The organism is Pseudomonas sp. PK-RTE-24 (assembly GCF_054052265.1).
Window position 1 is genome coordinate 62,960 of the sequence record NZ_CM133224.1, and the last position, 18,282, is coordinate 81,241.

Genomic DNA, 18,282 nt, shown 5'->3' on the forward strand with positions numbered 1-18,282 from the left:
TTTTTATAAGGATCAACCGATGAATCTGCAACTCGATGCACTGCGCCAGGCCTATCGCAATGGCGACACCACACCGCGCCAACTGCTGCTGCAATTGCGCGAAAAAGCCGCTGCGCTGAATCCCGACTATCACCTGTTCATTCACTTGCTCAGCGTCGATGAACTGGAGCCGTACCTCGCCGCCCTCGACGGTCGTGACCTCGACAGTCTGCCGCTGTATGGCGTGCCGTTCGCGATCAAGGACAACATCGATCTGGCCGGCATTCCCACCACCGCTGCGTGCCCGGCGTTCGCCTATGTGCCGCAGCAGTCGGCGACCATCGTCGAGCAACTGTTGGCGCTGGGCGCGATCCCGCTGGGCAAGACCAATCTCGACCAGTTCGCCACCGGCCTCAATGGCAGCCGCTCGCCTTATGGTGCGTGCCCGAACAGCGTGCTGGCGGAGTATCCGTCCGGCGGTTCCAGTGCGGGTTCATCGCTGGCGGTAGCGCTGGGTGTGGCGAGTTTTGCCTTGGGCACTGACACCGCCGGTTCCGGGCGGGTGCCGGCGGCGCTGAACAATCTGGTGGGTTTGAAGGCGAGCAAAGGCCTGATTTCCACCGCTGGCGTGCTGCCGGCGTGCCGCACGCTGGACTGCGTAACCACCTTCACCGCGACCGCCCGTGAGGCCAGTCAGTTGCTGGCGTTGACGGCCAGACACGATCCTCGCGATGAATACAGCCGAGGCAATCCGGCATGGAACGACGGCTCGGCATTTGGCGCGCCACGGCCGTTTCGCTTCGGCGTGCCACGGGCACAGGACCTTGAATTTTTCGGTTGCAACGAGGGGCCACAGTTGTTCGCAGCGGCCATCGAACGGCTCAAGGCTTTGGGAGGCGAGGCAGTCGAATTGGATCTGTCGCCGTTTCTCGAAGCGGCGCGTCTGCTCTACGACGGGCCGTGGGTCGCCGAGCGTTACAGCGTCGCCGGTGAGCTGCTGGAGCAGAATCCCGAAGCGGTGCTGCCGGTGATCCGAGCGGTGCTGGCCAAGGCACCGGCAGTGACTGGCGTGCAGACCTTTCGCGCGCAATATCGATTGCAGGCACTGAAGGCCCTCTGCGACGAAGCCCTGGAGAATCTCGACTGCGTGCTGACGCCGACCATCGGCCGTCCAGTGACCCTGGCCGAACTTGAGGCGGAACCGGTGCTGCGCAATTCCGAACTCGGTTATTACACCAACTTCATGAACCTGCTCGACTACGCCGCCGTCGCCGTGCCGACCGCGTTCATGAGCAACGGTTTGCCGTGGGGCGTGACGTTGTTCGGGCGGGTGTTTACCGATCAGTATCTGTTGAGCGTGGCGGATGCCTTGCAGCGCCAGCAGGACAGCGCCCTGCCAGCTCCGGCGAACCCTGCGCGCAATGACCGCGCTCGATTGGTGGTATGCGGCGCGCACCTGCAAGGGCTGGCGTTGAATTGGCAACTGACCCAGCGTGGCGGGCGCTTGCTGGAAACCACGTTCAGTTCGCCGGACTATCGACTGCACGCCCTCGCCGGCGGCCCGCCATTGCGGCCGGGCATGGTGCGGGTCAAGGACGGCGGCGTGGCGATTGCCGTGGAGGTCTGGGAGTTGCCGAGCAGCGAGCTGGGCTCGTTTCTCACCGGGATTCCGGCGCCGCTCGGGTTGGGCAAGGTGCAATTGGCGGATGGGCGCTGGGAGAGCGGGTTTATCTGCGAGCCGTATGGCTTGGAAGGTGCGGTGGATATCAGTCATTTGGGGGGATGGCGGGCGTATCTGGCATCCCGGGGCTGATCCGAAAGCTCGCCCTCACCCTAGCCCTCTCCCCCAGGAGAGGGAACTGACCGAGGTGACTGTCCATCGGTTGCCATTGGCTGATACCGAGTCGATCACAGATTTTCCATCACCCTCAATCCAGCTCCCTCTCCCCCGGGAGAGGGCTGGGGTGAGGGGCTGCGATTTCCCTGACACACCGCTACGTCATATCCCCCGCCATTTCAGGCACAAATCCCGCAGTGTTTTCCCGACCATCCCACTAGAATGCATCCCATCGGGCCACTGCCAACGGATCTGCCATGCCGCTTCGTTCTCCCTTGTACTCGCAACGTTCACTGGTGCTCACGTTGGTCGCCCTGCTCGGCGCCGGGTTTCTCGCCACCTCGCTGTTGAGCTATTTCGCTTCCCGCGAGTCGATCCGCGACAACATCGTCAACACTGAACTGCCACTGACCTCCGACACGGTCTATTCGGAAATCCAGAAAGATCTGGTCCGGCCGATCCTGATTTCCTCGATGATGTCCCGTGACACGTTCATGCGCGACTGGGTGGTCAACGGCGAGCAGAATCCCGAGCAGATGACCCGCTATCTCGACGAGGTCATGACCCATTACGGCGCCTACACGGCGTTCTTCGTTTCCAATGCCACGCTCACCTACTACCACGCCAAAGGCGTGCTCAAACAGGTCAAAGTCGATGAGCCGCGCGACACCTGGTACTTCCGCGTGCGCGACATGCAGGACCCGTACGAGATCAACGTCGACCCGGATCTGGCCAACAAGGACAACCTGACGTTCTTCATCAACTACAAGGTCTACGACTACCACAACCGCTTCATCGGCGCCGCGGGCGTGGGCCTGACCGTGGACGCGGTGATCAAGCTGATCGACAAGTATCAACAGCGCTATCAACGCAGCGTGTACTTCGTCGACACCTTCGGCCGCCTCGTATTGACCGGTGCCGAGGGTGGTCCGGAAGGCGCGCACATCGGCCAGAGTCTTGGCGAACTGGAGAGCATGAAAAGTCTGGTCAGCCAGTTGCCCAAACCGCACAGCGGCAGCTACGAATACTCCACCCACGGCCAGGGACATTTTCTCAACGTGCGGTTTATCCCCGAGTTGAACTGGTACCTGTTCGTCGATAAACGCGAGGACGGCGCGCTGAGCGAGATCCGCCAGTCGCTGTATCTCAATCTGCTGATCTGCCTGCTGGTGACGTTGATCGTGCTGGCGCTGCTCAACCGGGTGATCAAGCGCTTCCAGGCGAAGATCCAGGCGCACGCCACCCTCGACAGTCTCACCGAACTGCCGAATCGACGCGGCTTCGACATCCTCGCTGCGCAGGCGCTGCACGAGGCCCAACGGGAAACCAAGCCGCTGACCGCGTTGCTGCTCGACCTCGACCACTTCAAAGCCTTGAACGACACCTACGGACACATGGCCGGCGATCAGGTGTTGATCGGTTTCGCCCGCGACCTGCAAAGTTGCCTGCGTCACGCCGATATCGTCTGCCGCTGGGGCGGTGAAGAGTTCATCGTTCTGTTGAAAGACACCGACGGCGAGACCGCGCAGAAAATCGCCGAGAAAATCCGTCAGCACGTCGAGCAACACGAATATGCCTACGATGGCCACAGCCTGCATCTGACCGTGAGCATCGGCGCCACCACCGTGCAACGCGATGACACCTTGCACACTCTGCTGTCCCGGGCCGATCATGCGATGTACCGCGCCAAGCAAACCGGGCGCAACCGCACCTGCATGGAAATGCCGCACTCGACCTATGCCTGATAACGACGTCAAACCCGACCAATGCCCGGCCTGCGGTGCGCGCAACGATTGCAGTCTCGCCGACCCGCGCACCGCCGACCGCGAATGCTGGTGCTACGGCGTGACCATCGACCCGGCAGTGCTCGAAGCGCTGCCGGCCGAGTTGCGCAATCAAGCCTGCCTGTGCCCGCGTTGCGCCCAGGTTGAAGCGCAACTGCAAGCAGGCCGGCGGCCGATCCCGTAAGATGCGCGGCCCTTTGTCCGTTGAATCCTGACCATGCGTGTCGACCGCTTCCTCAGCAATCTGCCCCGCTACAACCGTCAGCAGGTTCGCCTGTTGCTGGTGGAAAAGCGCGTGCGGATTGACGGAAAAGTCGTCAGCGACCCGCACAGTGATGTGCTGGAATTCAGCCGGGTCGAAGTTGACGATGAGGTGCTGCAAAGCGGTAAGCCGGCTCGCTATTTCATGCTGCACAAACCGCCGGGCTGCGTCAGCGCCACCCGCGATCCGCAGCATGCGACCGTGCTCGACCTGCTCGATGAACCGCACAAGGACGATCTGCACATCGCCGGGCGTCTGGATTTCAACACCACCGGGCTGATGCTGATCACCAATGACGGCGCCTGGTCGCGGCGCCTGACGCAGCCGCAAACCAAACTGGCGAAGGTCTATTACGTCGAAACCGAACAGGACATCGACCCGAGCTACGCGCTGAAATTTGCCGAGGGCATCTACTTCGCTTTCGAAGATCTGACCACGCAACCGGCACAGCTTGAGCTGCTCGGCCCACGCTCGGCACGGCTGAGCATCGTTGAAGGCCGCTACCATCAGGTCAAGCGCATGTTTGGGTTCTTCAACAACAAAGTCCTGCGCCTGCACCGCGAATCCATGGGCAAACTGACCCTCGATCACGCGCTAAAACCGGGCGAGTACCGCGCTTTGCGCACCGAAGAGATTCATTTGTTCTAAGCCGGCGACCGCTCAGCCGAAGTTGTCGAACAATTCGCCGACGGCACTTGCGTGATCCTGAGTCCCCTGCTTGAATCAGGACGTCGGCCGAAATGTGACCGATGAGTCACCACATACTTCCAAGAAACTTTTTGTCGGTCGTCTGCCCTCAAGGGCTGCGCCTCAGCCGACAATCTGCCCGCCAATAACAACACCCGTCGACCTGCCGTACCGGATCGACATGGGCCAGCAAATTTCAGGCGTATGCCTACCTGTCACAAAGCTCGTGCAATCTCGATTGCGCGCATACCCGCTTGCTTGCCAGGAGTCTTATGACATGAGGCCAGAAATCGCTGTGCTGGATATACAGGGTCAGTATCGGGTTTACACGGAGTTCTATCGCGCAGACGCCGCAGAAAAGACCATCATTCTGGTCAACGGCTCGATGGCCACGACTGCGTCGTTTGCACAGACCGTGAAAAACCTGCACCCGCAATTCAACGTGGTCTGCTACGACCAGCCCTACGCGGGTCGGTCAAAAGCCCACAACCGGCATGAGAAACATCTGACGAAGGAAGTCGAAGGGCAGATTCTGCTGGAGCTGATCGACCACTTCGCCGCCGAACACGTGCTGTCGTTCTCCTGGGGCGGCGCCGCCACTCTGGTCGCCCTCGCCCAGCGGCCCCGGCGCATCGAAAAAGCCGTGATCAGCTCGTTCTCCCCGGTGATCAATGCGCACATGCTCGATTACCTTGAGCGCGGCGTCGATTACCTCGGCAGCCGCGACGGCGATCGGGTCGGCCATCTGGTCAACAACACCATCGGCAAACACCTGCCGTCGCTGTTCAAGCGTTTCAACTACCGCCACGTCAGCAGTCTCGCCGAGCATGAATACGGACAGATGCATTTTCATATCAACGACGTGCTGCACAGCGATCGCCAGTGCTATCTGAATGCGGCGAAAAAGATCAACGTGCCGGTGCTGTTTCTCAACGGCGAATGGGACGAATACACCGCCGCCGAGGATGCGCGACTGTTCGGCAATCACGTTGCCCACAGCAGCTTCACCACCCTGCAAGCCACCGGACACTTTCTCGACATGGAGCACAAGGCCGCCTGCCGCGACAGCCAGAACGCCCTGCTCGGCTTTCTGAAACCTGCGCCGCAAGCCAGCCGAACGCGCTACTCGTTTGTGCAGGATCAACATGCTTTGGCCATTTGAAACAGCGTCATCGCGGGCAAGGCTGCAAGCTTGAAGTGCCTGTTGCACCGGCGCAGCCCTTGCTCGCGATCGACCGTTTTCTGCGTGGCAAAGCCCTCGCAGAGAAAAGAAAACTTCAAATCCGTGGCCGAGTCTGGTACAAAGTCAGCCGCTCTGAGCGGGTATAGTTTAGTGGTAGAACGAAAGCTTCCCAAGCTTTAGATGAGGGTTCGATTCCCTCTACCCGCTCCACCGAATATTGATCTCGCGTTGTGTTGTCCGACGGGGGATGCAGAAATGAAAAACCGGCCTTGATGGCCGGTTTTTTTGTGTCTGGAAGTTGAAGCGTGTTGGCGGTGAAGACTTCCAGAAGATCGCTGAGCCCCTCCTCCCCGGATTACTTCTCGAAATCCTGATGCAGCCTCGCCAGTACATTGAAGATCGGTTCCCCGGCTTTGTGCGGGACATTCAATCGAGTGAATACTTTCTTCCAGTCGGCGAGCGCTGCGAGAGTCTGCTCGATGTATTCCTCGGCCTTGAGGTATTTGTAATCCTTGCAGATCTCCATGATTCGCTTGCGCGTAGGCGTGCCGGGAGTGCGGCCACCGAAGTCAGTGGTGTGCTCGCCCATGGCGTTTGCGAAAGTCAGGTCGTATGCCGGGGACAGCGTCCAGGTTTCTTTCTCGCCTTTTTTTTCAGGATTGTGGCAGAGAAAGGCAAAGTTCTTCGCATGGTCGTCATGGTTGTGAGACAGCGCATTGAAGATCATTAACCTGGCCATCTTTTCCACTTCGACGGAGCTTCTGGTCAACACCTGAGTGAGCTTGAGCAGGTTCGGGTAGTCGATGGATGACAATGCGCGGTAGTCCGCGTACATGAGCGCCGAGACGGTCATCATGTGAATCTTGCGCTCGCCGTCGCGGTCGAAGCGCTTGGTTGCGAAGAAACGCTCAACCTCGCCGCCAGGCATCTGCACATCCAGAAGATCCGATTCAGCCATGGTCACTCCGGCGGCACGAGCCATCTCGGCATAGGCGAGTTCAATGCCGCCGGTTTCAATCGGTTCGTACAATGCCCTGAACTTCACGATCCAATGTGCATAGCCCTCGGGCAGGGCATCAAAGGCCGAAATTGCGTGTTTTTTGTCGGCAGACAGCGCCACGATTGCCTTCGGTCGTGCGCCCCCCGGTGAGCCACCGGCCAGTCGCAATTTGGTAAGCACAGCAGGGGTCTCACCCTCTTGAACTTCGATTGAAGCTTCGTAGAGTTGGCAAATATCCAAAGGGCCTGTGAGCTCTGTTTTTTCCGCCTTCGGCTGATATTCAAACGCCCCCATACTGCGCTCGCCCATATAAGCAAGGCGATCAAGCGCTGTGAGGGTAAGGTGGGTGCCGTCACCGAAGGTGCTGTCGAAATATCGATCCATCAGCAGCATGCCCCAGCCGTCAGGCAGTGAATCGGCGAACGGTCCGTGTAGCCCTTCGAAGAGGCTGGTGTTCCTGGCCAACTGGGGCTTTTCGTCCCAAGCCATTGTCAGCGGCGAAAGATTGTAGCCAGTGGCAAGCCAACCCGGATCGTAAGCGAAGTAAATCCCCCGGCCCGCGACTCTGACCAGCTCACCAACCTTGGCGCCCTCTTTCAAAACATCCAGCGCTTCTGTGTGTTTGAAAGGCTTGATCATCAGCGCATCCCTCTCTTGCGCCTGGCATTCTTCAGCTCATCCAGCGAGCTCGGTTGCTCTGGTTTGAACAGCCTGGTCACAGCGTTGAGTTCATCAAGCGCAGTGGCTATCAGGATCAAAGCCTCCAACGTCACGAGGCCGGTCGCTTCGAATCGCTTGATGGTGGATTCGGAAACCCCCGCCTTTTCTGCGAGCGTCTTGCGGGAAAGGTTTTTGGAGAGCCGCAGGATTTTGGCGTTTTCTCCGACATTTCTAGCGATCTCAGCCGGCGAGTGAAGCAAATGCATGAATGACATGGCAAACCCTTCCAATTCTTAAGGATCTTAATAGAGCCATTGTAGCCATTTAACCTCCCTTAAGGATCAGATATGACCATTTTTGAAAAATTTCACTAATTTCGTGGAGCAATAGAGATCTTCTGATTGCTACACAGCTGACATTGAGGATTACGCGGTTGGGTCACGCGTGGCCGCTTTTGTCACCGCGAATCTGACTCTCCGCAATGCAGTCATATTTGGCAACGTAATGATGAACACAGCGTTTGTTGTGCCGTTCAAGATCGCCGCTCATGTGGTTACCAAAGCGGACATCATTTATGGACATCAAACCCATTCGGAGCACTGAAGACTTGTCCGCAGCATTGCTGCGTATCGAGCAGATTTGGGGCGCTGAGATGAACTCGCCGGAAGGCGATGAATTGGAAATTCTCGCTCGGCGGGTGGGCGAGTATGAGGAGCAGCAATTCCCGATTCCCCCTTCCGAGCCCTTTCAAGAGGACAAACCTGGTATTGATCAGCGGTTTTGACGCTGCACTAGCCGAAAAACCGGTCGCAACGACCGGTTACTTTTTACTCGGAAATCAACGCCGGCTAACCCACCGGCACCACATTATCCAACACCTGATTCACCGCCAGCTCGCCCAGCATGACGACCTGGGCGATGCCGAGCAGGGTTTTGCGCTGGCTGCCGTCGAGCAAGGCGGCAAAGTCGCCGAGCATGACGCTGGCCGAGCCGAGGGACTCGCTGGCGTTGACCAATAGCGACTCGGTATCGGTGCCCGGATTAACCATGAACATGCTGCTGGCCTGGTACGGCGGTGAGCTTGTTTTTGGTGGGATGAGATAGTGGTCGAGGGCGCGTTCGGCGGCTTCGTGGAGTTTTTTCGAATCGAGGGACTCGTAAGGAGAGGCCGGATCGGTTTCCGGCGGATTTGGCGTTACTTTGAACACGGGGCGGTACCTTTCATTTGAGCCGCATCCACCACGCTACTAAACGGGAGGGTGGCGGCTGTACGCAAGTTAGTAGACCGGACCCATCCCCCATCCGGCGCACCCGAAGGCGCCATGCGCACAGCCACCATAAAATACAGGCACGCGCCTGATTCAACGGAACTCGTGCAACCGTTACGAGGAGGACATTACCGGGCTACTAAACCCGATCACTGGAAATCAGTGACGCGAACCAAGTTACCGACCGCCCTCCAGGCGCACAAGCCGGCGGATTCTGGCGTACCGGTAGGCAGCGGCGCAAGGATTTGTAGGCATCGGGACGCAACGTGATTCAACTTTAAACAGCCATAGCGCACCACGTGTAAAAGCCTGGAAAACAGAAGGAAATTTCCGACGAGCTCAGCGTGAACGAGTTGAAAGGATGCCAGAGGACGATGATGTTGGCGGTGCAGCGGTGATCGGGTTTCTGCGCCAATAAGCCCCTCACCCTAACCCTCTCCCGAGGGAGAGGGGACCGACCGTGTTGCGTTCAAGAGATGCGCCGACCAGAGATAACGTGGCGAACCCAAGGAACCCGGAGGCGTAACTCAGCGGGTCGCAACAATGAACAAACGTGGAAACGGCAACAGCACCGAGCCGTCAGCCAAGGCCGGATAAGCCTTGGCAACTTCCGCCAGATACCGCTGCAGATACTGCGCCCGCTCCTCCTCGGTCAATGGGCTCAGGAATGGAATCAACCCGCTACCCTTGAACCACTCCACCACCCCCGCCGCCCCGTCCCGAAGTTGGTGGTGATAGGTGGTGCGCCACACATCGACCCGCGCGCAGTGCGGCCGCAGCATTGAAAAATACTCACTGGCACTGGCCATGTCGGTGCGCTGCCCGGCAGCGTCTGCGAGCTTGCTCGCCCACGGCCCATTGGCGGCGACTTCACGCATCAAGCGGTGGGACGGTTCGTTGAGGTTGTCCGGCATTTGAATCGCCAGGCTGCCACCGTCTGAAAGCTTGCTCGCCAGGGCTGGCAGCAACGAAGCGTGATCAGGCACCCATTGCAGCACCGCATTGGCGAAGATCACATCGAACGGACCCTCGTCAGCCCATTTGTCGACCTCGGCCACCTGAAACTGCACGTCAGGCAAGCGCTTGCGCGCGGCGGCAATCATGTCCGCCGAACTGTCGAGGCCACTGACGCTCGCATCGGGAAAACGCTGCACCAGCAATTCGGTGGAATTGCCCGGTCCGCAACCAATGTCCACCACCGCCCGGGCCTGCGCGGTGGGTATCGCCGCCAACAGATCACGGGCCGGGCGGGTGCGTTCATCTTCGAAAGCGACGTATTGCTTGGCAGACCAACTCATTGCGTTCTCCTGTCGGGGCATGGCTTGAAACCGGGAAGTGCAGCTGCCCATACCATACAGCGATAAGGCCGATGAGCTCGCCTCGCCTCCGGCGTCCCGCCCGGTTATTTGTAATTAGAATTTTCAGCACAACACCGATGTCTGAATTTCAAGCTCCCAAAACAAGGACTTCCATCATGAAATTCGCAAAGATTGCCCAGAAACTTGCCCTGTGGGCCGGTAGCCCGAAAACGTTCATGGGGGCGTTGATTCTGATCGGGTTGTGGGGGTTGAGCGGGCCGATTTTTGGTTACAACGACACGTGGCAGCTGATCATCAATACCTCGACGACGATCATCACGTTCCTGATGGTGTTCCTGATTCAGAACACGCAGAACCGCGATACCGACATTCTGCATTTGAAACTCGATGAGCTGTTGCGGGTGAACAAGGAAGCGCAGAACGCGATGCTCGGGCTGGAAGCGCTGGACTTGAAGCAACTTGAAGCGCTGCGCCGGCATTACCGCGCGCTGGGTGAGAATCAGGTGTTTGATCTTGAGGGGCTTGGCGACAAGAGCAAGCCAAAGCAGGATTTGAATGAGTGCTGAGCAAGTAAACACACCCTGTGGGAGCGAGCCTGCTCGCGAAGATGGCGGGTCAGTCAAAACATTATTGACTGACACACCGCTTTCGCGAGCAGGCTCGCTCCCACAGGGGAAGCATCGCATTTCAACTGAAGGTTTCGCTCGCGCTGCACCAACAAGGCGAAGTTAGCGACTGGCCTGCAACGCTCGAGCTTTCTCCAGATGGCTTTGCAGTTTCGGCAAAGTCTCATCGGCAAACGCTTTGATTTCCGGCACATCGGTGGTCTGTGCCTGTTGCTCGATCTGGGTAATGGCCTCTTCGGTCGCCTTGACCTGACTGGCAGCGTAGGCCTGATCGAATGTGGTGCCGTCCTTCACTTCCGGCATCAGCTCTTTGGCCTTGTCGGCGAGTTCTTCGCGGGGGGCAACCGGCAGGTCGAGTTTCTTGGCGATTTTCGCAAGGTGCTGGTTGGCCGTGGTGCGGTCGTTGATCACAACGATGGTGTAATCCTTGACCTCTTTCGATTCGGCCTTGCCGTGGGCCAGACGACTGGCTTCGATGTCGGCCATGCCTTTGGCAGAGGCATCGTTGATGAATTCGGCAGGCGACTGGGCGAACGCACTGCTGGCGCACAGGCCCAGCAGGGTTGCAAAACTGACGTTACGTAAACGGGTGGCCATCCGGCTCATGGTCGCGCCCTCCTTCGTGGAAAATTCAAACGGGCCGTGATTCGCCCGCTGCTCAAATGTCGCGGCGGACAATTGTCCGCCTCAGTTAGGAATGCTTTAGCGGTCAAAGGTTTAGAAAATCTGCCTGAACCGCGACGAACGGCGCGCTCGCTTCAGCTGCCCAAGGCCCGATGATTCAGGCGTTTGGCCGCATACATGGCTTGATCGGCATGCCGAAACAGTTGCTGTTCTTCTTCGCCGTGTTCAGGAAAGCGTGCCACGCCGATGCTCGATTCGATCCACAAGTCATGCCCGTCGAGGCGCATGGGCTGCGCCAGCACCTGTCGGATTTTTCCGGCGACGCTGTCGGGATCGCCGGCGGCATGCACGCTGTGCAGCAGCACGACGAATTCATCGCCACCGATACGCGCCACCGTGTCGGTTTCACGCACGCAGCCTTTCAGCCGGTTGGCCACGGTTTGCAGGAGCATGTCACCGACGGCATGGCCATGGGTGTCGTTGACCTGTTTGAAGCGATCCAGATCGACATACAGCAGCGCCATGTGTCCGTGCAGGGTTCGCGCATCGGCCAGCGCAGCCCTGAGCCGATCACGCAGCAGTTCGCGATTGGGCAGTTGCGTCAGTTGATCGTATTGCGCCATGCGCTTGAGCCGCGCGTGCAGTTGCTGGCGCTCGATGGCCGTGGCGACTTGTGCACAGACATATTGCAGCAGTTCCTTGTCCTGCTCGGTGTAGCGTTCGCCGCCAGCGAGGCTTTTGACGATCAAGGCGCCGATGGTGCCGTTTTTTGAGTTCAGTGGTACGCCGAGCCAGCAAGGCGCGTTTTGTTCCGCCACCAGCTCAGCAAAATCGGGCGTGGCATCGGCGCTGTCCGGCGTCAGCAACATTGGCTGGCCGCTGCGGATCACTTGCGCGCAGAGCCGTCCGATGACGGTGCCGGGCTGCTCGGGCTGCAATTCGTGATCGTCGACGTGATAGGGAAAATTCAGCTGCGCGCAGTGTTCGTCGTACAGCGCCACGGAAAAATTCAGCGCCGGCAGCCACTCGCCAATCAGCAGATGGATGCGTTTGAACAGCGCCAGCAAATCTTCCGCCGCGTGCGCCGCTTCGGAAATCGCGTACAACGCCGCTTGCCGCGACTCGGCCTGCTTGCGCTCGGTGATATCGCGGGCGACGGCGATGCGCAGTTGATCGACTTCCGACCAGCGCGCCGACCAGGAAATGTGCGCGACGCTGCCGTCCTTGCGCAGGTAGCGGTTCTCGAAATTGTGCTTCGGGTCGCCGCCCATGATTTCGCCAGCGGCCGCAAGGGTGCGCTGGCGATCGGCCGGGTGCACCAGCTCGATCATCGAGCGGCCGATCAGTTCGTCAGGCGTGTAGCCGAAAATCCGCTCGCAGGCAGCGCTGACAAAAACGAAACGGCCCTGTTTGTCGACCGCGCAAACGGCGTCCAGCAACAGGTCAATGTAGCTCGCCAGCGGCGCAGGGTTGGGGCTTTGCATGGTTCTACGGGGTGTCCGCGCAGTGCAGCGATTTCAATCATCCATGATCGTGATTGCGCGTCCCTGCCCATTACATCAAGTCTTGTTCGGCAGCAGCCCCGGCAGCGCGTGCATCAACGCGTTAATGGCGAAGCCGATAAACATCACGCCGCATAAACGCGTGATGAGCAGCTCATGCCGCTGATACACCATGCGCACTCGCTGTGCGCCGACCACGCCGATGAGGATAGCGTAGGCCAGCGCACCGCCGATGAAACTCAGGGCGATCAGCGCCGGCAACATCGACCAGTTGAGCAGTTCGGCGCGGCTCGACAGCAGCGCCGTAAAGGTCGCCACCGCCACCGGATAGGCCTTGGGATTGGTCAGGCCGAAGACGATGCCGTGCCAGAACGGCTGCCGCGCCGCCCCTTGCGCCTCGTCGCCATTGCGGCGTTGGGCACGCACCGCACGCCAGCCGAGCCAGAACAGGTACAACGCGCTGAGCACGCCGAGCACATCGAACGCGGTGCTGCCGATTTCCCGCGCACCGACAATCGCCACCAGCGCGGTGCTGCACCAGATCACATCGCCGAGCAGATGCCCGCACAGAAACCCCGCCCCGGCGCGCCGGCCATGGGCCGCGCCAATCCCGAACACCGCCAGCACGCCCGGCCCGGGCGTGATCCCGTAGATGAAACCCGAAGCCAGAACGGCCAACAGCAATGATGGAGTCATGAGAAACCTGCAAGCGCCAGAATACTTGGCGGCCAGTCTATATCAGAGGGTCACGGCGGATCACTGCGCGTCGTGAAAACGCATGCCGGGGTACGGTTTCTGGCGACATGCGTCCAGCCGCGATTGCAAATCGCCGACGTGGACTTCCAGCTTGTGCCCGTCGGGATCGAGGAAGTAGAACGACGCGCCTTCAATAGCCTCTCAGATTTTCGGGAACGAAATATTGCTGTCCGTCATAGCGCAACGTGGTCAGCACCGGCTTTTCGTGGGTAGTTTTCGATTCGCAGGTGTCGGGTGGCCCCTCACCGACCAGGCCCATGGTGACTGAGCGGACAATGATATCGGCGTAACCATGGGAACTGGTTTTGCCCATCTCAAGCGTACGCACCGTCTCCGAGCGCTCTCCGGCGCAATTGCCATCCCATTCGCCACTGAAGCTGTAGGCGACCAAGCGATCCAGCACCGGGCGCAGTTTGTCGCCCTCTTTCACGTAGAGCGACAGCAGGGTTTCATCCAGCGGATTGACGCGTGACGAGCCTTTGAAATGGGCACGAACGCCGAAGGCACGGAGGTCGGGCGTGAGTTTATAACGCGCCGTATCCAGCTCCAGACTCTCCAGCGCGATGGCATCGGAGAGAAACGCCGACCGCTGATGATAGGTCGCCAGCGGTTTGGGGCTGCCGGCCGTGATGATAGCCAGATCCAGATCGTACGAGCCCACGCTGCCGTCATGGCCATAGACCGGATCGGGCACGAACGTCGATAGCGCGATAATCGTCAGCGACGGATAAGCCGGCCATTCTTTGCACAGCGAGAAATCCGCTTCCGCGCTGACCGCCGGCGGTGTGCAATCGGCCCAGGCCTGCCCAGCCATGAACCACCCGCAGAGCGCTGCGCTGATCCATACTGACTTCACTGTCATTTCCTGCTCCTTGAAGATATTTCCAGGCGCGCACTATCCCTTTCTGCATCGGAGGATTCAACAGATCTGGCCAGCGAATCTTCTCATGTGTCTGAAGTCGGAATTCGCGAGCAGGCACGCTCGCACAGGAAAGCGCATTCCAAAGTGGGAGCGAGCCTGCTCGCGAAGGCGTCATCACAGACGCCGCGAGTCTCAGAACTTATCCAGCGTGCGCAACTTCTGCGGCAAGCCCCACAACAGCAAAGCGGCCGCAATCAGCGCGGCGACGCCGATGACGTACAGCGCCGGGGTGGTGCTGCCGGTGAGGTCCTTGATGCGTCCGACCATGACAGGGCTGACGATCCCGCCGAACTGCCCCAGGGTATTGATCACCGCGATCCCGCCCGCTGCGCCGGCACCGGCGCCCGCCAGCAGTTTCGGTGGCAGGGTCCAGAAGCTCGGAATCGAAGCGATGATGCCGGCGCCGAGCAGGCCGAGCGCGACGATCAGGAAGGTCGTGTGGCTGGCGAAGATTCCCGCGCTGAAGAAGCCGATCGCGCCGACGATCACCAGCCCGGCGACAAACTTGCGCCGTTCACCGGTGGCGTCGGACAAGCGTCCGATCACCACCATGCTGATCGCCCCGCAGATGTACGGAATGGCGGTCAGCAGGCCGATCATCACCGGGCTTTCGGTGCCGGCGCTGCGGATCAATTGCGGTGCCCAGAAATTCAAACCGTAGGACGCGACCTGGATCAGGAAGTAGATCAAACCCAACGTCAGGAACCCGGGAATTTTCAGCGCCGCGAGCAATGAGCCGCCGCTCTTGTGTGGTTCGTGATGAGCGATGCGACTGGAGAGCAATTTCTTCTCGTCAGCCGTCAGCCAGTGCGCATCCTCGATGCGGTCCTTCAGCTGCGTCAGCACCAGAAAACCCAGCGCGATGCACGGCACGCCTCCGAGCAGGAACAACCAATGCCAGCCGCGCATCTGCAATACGCCATCGAGGTGTTGCAACACCAGCCCTGAGAACGGTGCGCCGACCAGCCCGGCAAACGCCGAGGCGAGAAACAGCATCGAGGTGATGCGGCCACGGAAGTGCTGCGGAAACCACAGGGTCAAGTAATACAGCACGCCCGGAGCAAACCCGGCTTCCATCGCGCCGATGACGAAGCGCAGCGCATAGAACTGCCATTCGCTGTTGACGAAGACCATCGCCGCCGTCGCCACGCCCCACGACATCATGATCCGCGCGATCCAGCGCCGCGCGCCGACCTTGTACAGCATCATGTTGCTCGGCACTTCGAACAGCACGTAACCGACCACGAACAGCCCGGCGCCCAAGCCATACGCGGTGTCGCTCAGACTCAGGTCGGTCTGCAACTGGAATTTGGCGAAGCTGATGTTGATGCGGTCGAAAAAGGCGAACAGGTAGCAGACCATGATCAGCGGCATCAGGCGCCAGGCAACTTTGCTGACCAGGGCTTTTTCGGCGTCGTGATCGACGGACGGATTCACGCCCGCCTCCATTACATTGAGGCTCATAGATTTTCTCCAGGAGGACTGCCGGGGGCGTCCGATTGTTTTTGTTGTCTGGTGGTGCTGCTGAATGCTTTTGAACTGTGGGAGCGAGCCTGCTCGCGAATGCGCCAGATCAGTCGATACCGATGTTGAATGACACACCGCGTTCGCGAGCAGGCTCGCTCCCACAAGGGTTTTGTATCTTCAGGTGGGCATCGGATGCAGATCGCAGTTGCGCCCGGCCTTGGCCAGTTGGCCGGGGACATCGTGGCCCAACAGCGCCGGCAAGCCGCGCGAAAGCTTCAGCAGCAGCGGCAAATCGATCCCCGTGGGAATGCCGACTTCAGCGCACAGGTTCACCAGGTCTTCGGTGCAGATATTGCCCGACGCCCCCGGCGCAAACGGACAGCCACCGAGGCCACCCAGCGCCGCATCGAAGCGCCGCGCGCCGGCCTCGTAAGCGGCCAGCACATTGCACAGGCCGAGGCCGCGGGTGTTGTGGAAATGCAGGGTCAGATCGGCCGGCGAAACCCGCTGCAAAACGCGCCGCACCAAGCGATCGACCTGACGCGGATTGGCCATGCCGGTGGTATCGGCGAGGCTGATGCCCTGAATGCCGAGCTCTTGATAAGCGTCGACGATCTGCAGTACGCGATCCTCATCGATCCGGCCTTCGAACGGACAACCGAACGTGGTGGCGATGCTGCCGTTGAGGCGCACACCTGAGCCGCTGACAAACGCAACAATGTCAGCGAATGCCGCCAGCGACTCTTCGCAACGCATGCGCATATTGGCCAGGTTGTGGGTCTGGCTGGCGGACATCACCAGATTCAACTCATCGGCATTCGCTGCCAATTCACGTTGCGCGCCTTTGAGGTTGGGGATCAACGCCACGTAAATAACACCCGGCTGGCGCTGAATGCCGTTGAACACTTGCTCGCCGTCACGCAGGGCCGGAATGGCTTTGGGCGAGACGAACGAGCCGGCCTCGATGCGGCTGAATCCGGCCTGTGACAATTGATTGATCAGGGCGATCTTGTCAGCGGTTTCCACCCACGTCGGCTCGATCTGCAAACCGTCGCGGGGTGAGACTTCCTGGACGATCAGGGTTTGCGAATAGTCAGTGATCATTGCACCACCCCTTGGTTTTTCAGGCGTTCGATGTCGAGTTCAGTCAGGCCAAGATTGGTGAGAATAGCGTCGGTGTGCTGGCCCAGTTTCGGCCCGGACCAGTTCACTCCGCCGGGGGTCTCCGAGAGTTTGGGGACAATGCCGGGCATCTTCACCGTTGCGCCACCGGGCAACTCGGCATCGAGCAGCATGTCCCGCGCCTGATAGTGCGGATCGGCGACGATATCAGCCACCGAATAGATGCGCCCGGCCGGCACTTCGGCAGCTTCGAGAGCAGCCAGTACCTCGTCGATCGGCAGGCTGCTGGTCCAGTGTGTGATGGCCGCATCGAGCAAACCGCTCTGCGCCGCGCGGCCGTCGTTGTGGGCGAATTCTTCTGCCTCGGCTAGATCAGCGCGGCCGATAGTGTGCATCAGGCGCTTGTAGATCGGGTCGCTGTTGCCGGCAATCACCACATAAGCGCCGTCGGACGTGAGGTAAGTATTGGAGGGCGCGATGCCCGGCAAGGCGCCGCCGCTGCGCTCGCGGACATGGCCGAGCATGTCGTATTCCGGCACCAGACTTTCCATGACGTTGAACACGCTTTCGGCCAGCGACACATCGACGATCTGTCCACCGCCCTGCCCGGTCTTGACCCGCAACAGCGACATCAGCGCGCCGATCACCGCGTGCAGCGAGGCCAGCGAATCGCCGAGGCTGACGCCGACCCGCGCCGGTGGCGAATCGGGATTGCCGGTGGTGTAGCGGATGCCGCCCATGGCCTCGCCAATCGCACCGAAACCGGGCCGGTCACGGTAAGGGCCGGTCTGGCCGTAGCCGGAGATACGCACCAGGGTCAGGTTCGGATTCAGCGCATGTAGCACGTCCCAACCCAGACCGAGTTTTTCCAGCGCACCGGGGCGCAGGTTTTCAATGATCACGTCGGCGTCGCCGGCCAGTTGCTTGACCAGTTCGATGCCTTCAGCGGATTTGAGATTGAGCGCCAGGGATTTCTTGTTGCGCGATTGCAGGTACCACCACAGCGATGTGCCTTCGTGCAGCTTGCGCCATTTGCGCAGCGGGTCGCCCTGACCCATGGCTTCGATCTTGATCACCTCGGCGCCGAACTCGGCAAGCATGCGCGCGGCAAACGGCGCGGCGATCAGGGTGCCGATCTCGATCACTTTGATTGCACTCAAAGGGGCAGTCATCGCGGGTACCTCTTGTTCTTGGAATATGTCGCCAAGGCTAGAGGAACGATCGTCAGCGAATCCAGCCGTCTCTCGGCAATGGGCGTTCGCGAAATGCGAATGCTCCTCTGTG

General features: G+C 59.9%; 18 protein-coding genes, 1 tRNA gene and 1 pseudogene. 8 read left to right on the plus strand and 12 right to left on the minus strand.

Annotated features, from left to right (window positions below; all coding sequences use genetic code 11):
* The first annotated feature begins 19 nt into the window (after positions 1-19).
* From atzF to ACV8MC_RS00320, 6 genes are all read left to right on the plus strand, one after another.
* Positions 20-1,792: an allophanate hydrolase gene (gene atzF / locus ACV8MC_RS00295; protein ID WP_457264097.1), complete on the plus strand. Its 1,773-nt coding sequence runs from the start codon at positions 20-22 to the stop codon at positions 1,790-1,792.
* Positions 1,793-2,073: 281 nt separating this feature from the next.
* A complete protein-coding gene (locus ACV8MC_RS00300) occupies positions 2,074-3,561 on the plus strand; it encodes a sensor domain-containing diguanylate cyclase (RefSeq protein WP_252883324.1) in 1,488 nt (495 codons plus the stop codon).
* Positions 3,554-3,784 carry a cysteine-rich CWC family protein gene (locus ACV8MC_RS00305; protein ID WP_186568305.1) on the plus strand — a complete coding sequence of 77 codons (231 nt, stop codon included), beginning with the start codon at positions 3,554-3,556 and terminating at the stop codon, positions 3,782-3,784. The genes ACV8MC_RS00300 and ACV8MC_RS00305 overlap by 8 nt, the downstream gene beginning before the upstream one ends.
* A gap of 33 nt (positions 3,785-3,817) precedes the next feature.
* Positions 3,818-4,510, plus strand: coding sequence for a pseudouridine synthase (locus ACV8MC_RS00310; protein WP_252868936.1), 693 nt, complete (start codon positions 3,818-3,820; stop codon positions 4,508-4,510).
* 316 nt (positions 4,511-4,826) lie between these two features.
* Complete coding sequence (locus tag ACV8MC_RS00315) at positions 4,827-5,711, plus strand: alpha/beta fold hydrolase (RefSeq protein ID WP_236167986.1); 885 nt, start codon at positions 4,827-4,829, stop codon at positions 5,709-5,711.
* Between the two features lie 157 nt (positions 5,712-5,868).
* Positions 5,869-5,942, plus strand: a tRNA-Gly gene (locus ACV8MC_RS00320).
* 145 nt (positions 5,943-6,087) lie between these two features.
* On the opposite strand, the gene ACV8MC_RS00325 is transcribed toward ACV8MC_RS00320, so the two are convergent.
* Positions 6,088-7,371, minus strand: coding sequence for a type II toxin-antitoxin system HipA family toxin (locus tag ACV8MC_RS00325; protein ID WP_095180587.1), 1,284 nt, complete (start codon positions 7,369-7,371; stop codon positions 6,088-6,090).
* Positions 7,371-7,667 (minus strand): helix-turn-helix domain-containing protein, encoded by a 297-nt coding sequence (locus tag ACV8MC_RS00330; RefSeq protein ID WP_095180586.1) that lies wholly within the window; start codon positions 7,665-7,667, stop codon positions 7,371-7,373. Before ACV8MC_RS00330 ends, ACV8MC_RS00325 begins: the two co-directional genes overlap by 1 nt.
* Before the next feature lie 299 nt (positions 7,668-7,966).
* Between ACV8MC_RS00330 and ACV8MC_RS00335 the strand changes: the two genes are divergently transcribed.
* Positions 7,967-8,176, plus strand: coding sequence for a transcriptional regulator (locus tag ACV8MC_RS00335; RefSeq protein WP_081932519.1), 210 nt, complete (start codon positions 7,967-7,969; stop codon positions 8,174-8,176).
* A gap of 64 nt (positions 8,177-8,240) precedes the next feature.
* On the opposite strand, the gene ACV8MC_RS00340 is transcribed toward ACV8MC_RS00335, so the two are convergent.
* Positions 8,241-8,600: a DUF6124 family protein gene (locus ACV8MC_RS00340; protein WP_071174652.1), complete on the minus strand. Its 360-nt coding sequence runs from the start codon at positions 8,598-8,600 to the stop codon at positions 8,241-8,243.
* 587 nt (positions 8,601-9,187) lie between these two features.
* Positions 9,188-9,958 carry a trans-aconitate 2-methyltransferase gene (tam, locus tag ACV8MC_RS00345; protein ID WP_095180585.1) on the minus strand — a complete coding sequence of 257 codons (771 nt, stop codon included), beginning with the start codon at positions 9,956-9,958 and terminating at the stop codon, positions 9,188-9,190.
* 176 nt (positions 9,959-10,134) lie between these two features.
* On the opposite strand from tam, the gene ACV8MC_RS00350 reads away from it, so the two are divergent.
* Positions 10,135-10,545 carry a low affinity iron permease family protein gene (locus ACV8MC_RS00350; RefSeq protein WP_016771301.1) on the plus strand — a complete coding sequence of 137 codons (411 nt, stop codon included), beginning with the start codon at positions 10,135-10,137 and terminating at the stop codon, positions 10,543-10,545.
* A 162-nt stretch (positions 10,546-10,707) separates the two neighbouring features.
* Here ACV8MC_RS00350 and ACV8MC_RS00355 read toward each other — a convergent pair whose 3' ends face one another.
* The 8 genes and pseudogenes from ACV8MC_RS00355 to ACV8MC_RS00390 all read right to left on the minus strand — a co-directional run bounded on the left by ACV8MC_RS00355 (position 10,708) and on the right by ACV8MC_RS00390 (position 18,170).
* Positions 10,708-11,211, minus strand: a complete 504-nt coding sequence (locus ACV8MC_RS00355; RefSeq protein ID WP_457264102.1) for a DUF4142 domain-containing protein — start codon at positions 11,209-11,211, stop codon at positions 10,708-10,710.
* 152 nt (positions 11,212-11,363) lie between these two features.
* On the minus strand, positions 11,364-12,713 hold the full coding sequence (locus ACV8MC_RS00360) for a diguanylate cyclase domain-containing protein (RefSeq protein ID WP_457264104.1): 1,350 nt from the start codon (positions 12,711-12,713) through the stop codon (positions 11,364-11,366).
* Between the two features lie 75 nt (positions 12,714-12,788).
* The gene (locus tag ACV8MC_RS00365; protein WP_041478891.1) at positions 12,789-13,427 is read right to left on the minus strand and encodes a LysE family translocator; all 639 of its coding nucleotides are present in this window, start codon (positions 13,425-13,427) and stop codon (positions 12,789-12,791) included.
* 60 nt (positions 13,428-13,487) lie between these two features.
* Positions 13,488-13,619 (minus strand): annotated as a pseudogene (locus ACV8MC_RS00370) (glutathione transferase); the annotation flags it as partial.
* Positions 13,618-14,349 carry a PA3715 family protein gene (locus ACV8MC_RS00375; RefSeq protein WP_150636484.1) on the minus strand — a complete coding sequence of 244 codons (732 nt, stop codon included), beginning with the start codon at positions 14,347-14,349 and terminating at the stop codon, positions 13,618-13,620. The gene ACV8MC_RS00375 and the pseudogene ACV8MC_RS00370, both read right to left, overlap by 2 nt.
* 192 nt (positions 14,350-14,541) lie before the next feature.
* A complete protein-coding gene (locus ACV8MC_RS00380; protein ID WP_150636483.1) occupies positions 14,542-15,873 on the minus strand; it encodes an MFS transporter in 1,332 nt (443 codons plus the stop codon).
* Positions 15,874-16,053: 180 nt separating this feature from the next.
* On the minus strand, positions 16,054-16,980 hold the full coding sequence (locus ACV8MC_RS00385) for a hydroxymethylglutaryl-CoA lyase (RefSeq protein ID WP_457264107.1): 927 nt from the start codon (positions 16,978-16,980) through the stop codon (positions 16,054-16,056).
* Positions 16,977-18,170, minus strand: coding sequence for a CaiB/BaiF CoA transferase family protein (locus tag ACV8MC_RS00390; RefSeq protein ID WP_150636481.1), 1,194 nt, complete (start codon positions 18,168-18,170; stop codon positions 16,977-16,979). The genes ACV8MC_RS00385 and ACV8MC_RS00390 overlap by 4 nt, the downstream gene beginning before the upstream one ends.
* Between the last annotated feature and the right edge of the window lie 112 nt (positions 18,171-18,282).

Excerpts from the sequence above, each read along its gene's own strand:
- atzF (WP_457264097.1), top strand. The coding sequence starts at position 20 with ATGAATCTGCAACTCGATGCACTGCGCCAGGCCTATCGCAATGGCGAC.
- ACV8MC_RS00300 (WP_252883324.1), top strand. The coding sequence starts at position 2,074 with ATGCCGCTTCGTTCTCCCTTGTACTCGCAACGTTCACTGGTGCTCACG.
- ACV8MC_RS00305 (WP_186568305.1), top strand. The coding sequence starts at position 3,554 with ATGCCTGATAACGACGTCAAACCCGACCAATGCCCGGCCTGCGGTGCG.
- ACV8MC_RS00310 (WP_252868936.1), top strand. The coding sequence starts at position 3,818 with ATGCGTGTCGACCGCTTCCTCAGCAATCTGCCCCGCTACAACCGTCAG.
- ACV8MC_RS00315 (WP_236167986.1), top strand. The coding sequence starts at position 4,827 with ATGAGGCCAGAAATCGCTGTGCTGGATATACAGGGTCAGTATCGGGTT.
- ACV8MC_RS00325 (WP_095180587.1), bottom strand. The coding sequence starts at position 7,371 with ATGATCAAGCCTTTCAAACACACAGAAGCGCTGGATGTTTTGAAAGAG.
- ACV8MC_RS00330 (WP_095180586.1), bottom strand. The coding sequence starts at position 7,667 with ATGTCATTCATGCATTTGCTTCACTCGCCGGCTGAGATCGCTAGAAAT.
- ACV8MC_RS00335 (WP_081932519.1), top strand. The coding sequence starts at position 7,967 with ATGGACATCAAACCCATTCGGAGCACTGAAGACTTGTCCGCAGCATTG.
- tam (WP_095180585.1), bottom strand. The coding sequence starts at position 9,958 with ATGAGTTGGTCTGCCAAGCAATACGTCGCTTTCGAAGATGAACGCACC.
- ACV8MC_RS00350 (WP_016771301.1), top strand. The coding sequence starts at position 10,135 with ATGAAATTCGCAAAGATTGCCCAGAAACTTGCCCTGTGGGCCGGTAGC.
- ACV8MC_RS00355 (WP_457264102.1), bottom strand. The coding sequence starts at position 11,211 with ATGAGCCGGATGGCCACCCGTTTACGTAACGTCAGTTTTGCAACCCTG.
- ACV8MC_RS00360 (WP_457264104.1), bottom strand. The coding sequence starts at position 12,713 with ATGCAAAGCCCCAACCCTGCGCCGCTGGCGAGCTACATTGACCTGTTG.
- ACV8MC_RS00365 (WP_041478891.1), bottom strand. The coding sequence starts at position 13,427 with ATGACTCCATCATTGCTGTTGGCCGTTCTGGCTTCGGGTTTCATCTAC.
- ACV8MC_RS00375 (WP_150636484.1), bottom strand. The coding sequence starts at position 14,349 with ATGACAGTGAAGTCAGTATGGATCAGCGCAGCGCTCTGCGGGTGGTTC.
- ACV8MC_RS00380 (WP_150636483.1), bottom strand. The coding sequence starts at position 15,873 with ATGAGCCTCAATGTAATGGAGGCGGGCGTGAATCCGTCCGTCGATCAC.
- ACV8MC_RS00385 (WP_457264107.1), bottom strand. The coding sequence starts at position 16,980 with ATGATCACTGACTATTCGCAAACCCTGATCGTCCAGGAAGTCTCACCC.
- ACV8MC_RS00390 (WP_150636481.1), bottom strand. The coding sequence starts at position 18,170 with ATGACTGCCCCTTTGAGTGCAATCAAAGTGATCGAGATCGGCACCCTG.